Annotated in this window: 2 protein-coding genes; one reads left to right on the top strand and one right to left on the bottom strand. The window is 40.9% G+C overall.

From position 1 onward, the window contains the following. Positions 1-1,417 (top strand): strawberry notch C-terminal domain-containing protein (locus tag HWQ40_RS31750; RefSeq protein WP_292785892.1); only part of this gene is annotated, 1,417 nt, incomplete at its 5' end. Positions 1,418-1,703: 286 nt separating this feature from the next. On the opposite strand, the gene HWQ40_RS31745 is transcribed toward HWQ40_RS31750, so the two are convergent. Beyond that, entirely contained in the window at positions 1,704-2,822 is a 1,119-nt protein-coding gene (locus HWQ40_RS31745) for a hypothetical protein (RefSeq protein WP_292785890.1), read from the bottom strand. Positions 2,823-2,956: the final 134 nt, after the last annotated feature.

Genomic DNA, 2,956 nt, shown 5'->3' with positions numbered 1-2,956 from the left:
CTGGATAATTTCACTTAGTTATTACTTTCTTATTCCGGAAAGTGACAGAAGAGGGCTAAATGCTGTAAATCGTAGAAGGCGATCGCACTATTTACTCGAAGCTGGTTGGCGTGCTGACAACGCAATTCAAGGCGTTGGGCGCACTCACCGTACCAACCAAGCTTCTGCACCAGTCTTCCGTCCTGTGACTACTAACGTGCGCGGTGAACGCCGATTCATCAGCACGATTGCTAGACGGCTGGACAGCTTGGGCGCACTCACCCGTGGTCAGAGGCAAACTGGCGGTAACGGTATGTTTGATGCCAAAGACAATCTAGAATCGAACTATGCTGAATATGCTTTATACGAGTTGTTTAAGCAGATTTTTCAAGGTCGATTTTATGAAGTTCCTCTAGGGAAGTTTGAACAGATGACCGGACTTAGCCTCACTTCCACTGAAGGTGGAATGAAGATAGACCTTCCACCCTTGCGACAGTTCCTCAATCGCCTGCTGGCTTTGACAATCGGGATGCAAAATACGATTTTCGAGCGTTTCGAGTTGCTATTAAGTCAACAAATCGAGACTGCGATCGCAAATGGTGTGTTTGAAGTTGGAGTAGAAACACTTCGGGCTGATAGATTTAGTATCGAAAGCTGTGAATCAGTTTATACTCATCCTCAAACTGGTAGCGTGACCAATTACTTAAAGATTGAGCGTGTCCAAAAGAACAACATCAAAACGGCTGATGAAATGCTTGAGTTTGTTGTTAAGTATCAAGGGCAACTCATGATCAATGAGAAATCCGGTAATGCGGCTGTGAGCATTCCTACGCACAGCTTCTTTGATGACCAAGGCGGGGTGATTCCAAGAGTTCTACTCGTTCGTCCACAGAAAGAAACGCGTGTCCCTGTCGATAAGTTGGAAGCGTCCACTTGGAAGCAGGTTTCGGCTGATGCCTTTGTTGCAGCTTGGTCGAAGGAAGTTGACCAATTGCCCAGATTCACTACTGATTATATTCACCTTGTGACTGGGATATTGCTGCCAATCTGGAAAATGCTACCCCAGAAGAACAATCGAGTATATCGGTTGCAGACCAGCGATGGCGAGAAAATTCTGGGTCGGGTGGTCAGTGCAGTAGATATTCAATCTGTGGCTGAACAACTCGGACTTAAGAGCAAGCTGTTAAGCCCACAGGAGTTAGTCTCTTTAGTGCTAAACGAAGGCTATTCCCAGCAGTTACCGGGTGGCGTTACTTTACGGCGTTCTTATATTGCCACAGAACCTCGCATAGAACTGGTTAATGCTATCTCACTGGCAGAGCGACTCTTAGCTGTTGGCTGTTTCACTGAGATCATCAACTGGAAAAAGCGGGTGTTCATTCCGGTTTCAGACAAAGCGCCAGCTATTCTCGCGGCTGTGATTGAAATCTTGGGATAAGTCAAAAGCTGATGTATTTATTAGATACATCAGCTTATTTTTCGCTCAAACAAGAGTGTGAAGAAAGGGAAATGGGAAAGGGAATAAGTAACTTAAAAGCTCTTGTTTCAAATATGGACCGGAGGCGGAGCGGCTCCGGCTCCGCACTGCTAAGTTATCGCACTACGTGCCTTAAAAATCTTCTTTTTTTATTCGACCTATTTAAAAATAGGGGCTTCATACCATGAATGTAAAATGGTAATCAGCATCACCATGTCAGAAAAGAAAAATTGTACACTTAGAGAATTTACAATAATCCAACTTTTTTCAGGCGCGATAGCAATCCAGTCCGGGTGCTATAATTTTTTTGCATCTGCTTAATAGAAACTTTGAACTCCTCTAGCTTTCCTTGATATTCAGCCAATTCTCGCAAGTCAACTAAATGTGCAACTGCTTGGTCATAAGTTTTGGATTGCTTGAATTCAAGTAACTTATATATATTTGACCATACTTTATCTTGATTTTTAGCTAGAACTTCTAACTTGCAGATTTTTTCCTGTTGTGCTGCTAATTTTTCTCGTTGCTGACGTTGTTGCATTTGCTCATTAGCATTTTCTAGTAGCTGGGAGAATGAGCGTCTGTGAGTATCATAATTGCTATCACTTTTGGGAATTTTAAATAGTTCTCGCAGTCGGTTTACAAGTTGTATTCCAACATTAATTTCACCTGTTGCCAATTTCAAAAGAAAATAGTCTTTTTCCTCTGATGACAAAGCTGTAATCCACTCTTTTATGGGTTCAGTATTTTCTTTTTTATCAATACTCACTTGAGATGCCGATGCAATTAAATCCTGGTCAATATCAAATAACTCTATAAAAGTCCCAATCGCATCAGGTAGCTTTTTCAAGTTGGCTGGGACAGTTGGTTCAACTAAATCTTCTTCATCTTCCCCTTCTTCAATTGCTATTGAAGCTGCTTTTAACCAAGCCAGATAGAAAACTCGGTAATCTCCTTGCAAAATATCATCACGCAATTGCACTAATTTTGCTAGCCATCCTTCTCCTTCTATCCAATCTCCATATTCTTCATCCTGGATACTGATATCTACAATTACATAATTTTTGCTACTTGATACAGTAATTTTATCAGGTAAACAATAAGGTTCAAAAACTGATGGAGCAACCACTGTTTTAGGGAAACGAAACATTAATTGTCGCGTTCCCCAATTCGCCATGTATAACATGATGTCGAAACACTTTTCTAGAACTTCCTTGGGTTCACCTCGAAAGTCTCCATAGCTGTAGGTAAAAATTGCGTTTGTTGCACTCAGTTGTACCCGACTAGATAAACTACTTATATATGCTTGTTCTGATGCAGTTAATGGTCGGTCTAATGCCTGGAATTCGTAATACTGGTACTCGCTCATAGTTTTCTTTATCTTTAATAAAGTATTTTATTTTTAAATATTTGGTATTTGCCAATTAATTTCTGATTGTCCATAAGAAATTAGGGACTTGCAAGAAAATAAGATCCCAATCAAACTGGAGTAATCGTGATATC

Origin of the sequence: Nostoc sp. NMS9 (genome assembly GCF_017114995.1) — a bacterium.
In the GTDB taxonomy this organism is placed as follows: Bacteria; Cyanobacteriota; Cyanobacteriia; order Cyanobacteriales; family Nostocaceae; genus Nostoc.
The sequence above is the reverse complement of the archived record's forward strand: the minus strand, read 5'-3'. Positions and strand labels throughout refer to the sequence as shown.